This window comes from Marinobacter salinexigens (assembly GCF_008370345.1).
In the GTDB taxonomy this organism is placed as follows: domain Bacteria; phylum Pseudomonadota; class Gammaproteobacteria; order Pseudomonadales; family Oleiphilaceae; genus Marinobacter; species Marinobacter salinexigens.
On record NZ_VTUU01000074.1, the window covers coordinates 1 to 606 of the forward strand.

Here is a 606-nt window from a genome sequence, read left to right on the forward strand (position 1 = left end):
CGCGGGGCAGCGCCCGGGCGAGGTCCCAGGACGCCGCCTTCCTGACCTTGACGGCGTCGGTGCTGCTGCTGTACTCCTCGCAGATGTCGCCGAGCGAGGGGCGCCACTGCTGCGGCGCACCCGCAGCAGCCCCCAGCAGCTGGGCGGCCCTGTTGGCCCTCCTCCTCCGGCGCCTCCTCGCGGCGGCGGCGTGGTCCACGGGCGGCGGCGCGTCGTCGATGGGTCCAGCACGGCAGCCGAAGGGGACGAGCGACAGGAGCCTCATCAGCTTCCTGCGCACGAGCCCCTCGGTCTTGGGCCCCGGCCCGCCGCCCTCCGGTCCCCTATCTCTCTTGCCTCTCTTTTTCGTGCTGTACCTCTCGATCTGGGCCAGTTTTTTCCCCCTCTCCCTCCCCTCTCTACCGCGGCGGTGGCGGCGGCGAGACCTGGTCGGYAGGCACCCACTGGCGATGAGTGGTCAGCCGAGAGCTGATCGACGAGCGGAGCTGCTGCCATTCAAAATCGATGATCTGTTCGTCGCCACCGGCCGCAAGCACCAGTTTTGTTGAACATACGTGATTGAAGATCCTTTGTGGTGATGAAGGTGAAATCAGCATAGCACTCGCC

The 606-nt window shown here is 67.1% G+C and carries 2 protein-coding genes; both read right to left on the minus strand.

Annotated elements, in window-relative coordinates; genetic code table 11:
- Window positions 1-280, minus strand: a 280-nt coding sequence (locus FWJ25_RS20730) for a hypothetical protein (RefSeq protein ID WP_223163289.1), incomplete at its 3' end; no start/stop codon positions are given.
- Window positions 281-398: 118 nt separating this feature from the next.
- Window positions 399-606, minus strand: a 208-nt coding sequence (locus FWJ25_RS20735) for a hypothetical protein (RefSeq protein WP_223163290.1), incomplete at its 5' end; no start/stop codon positions are given.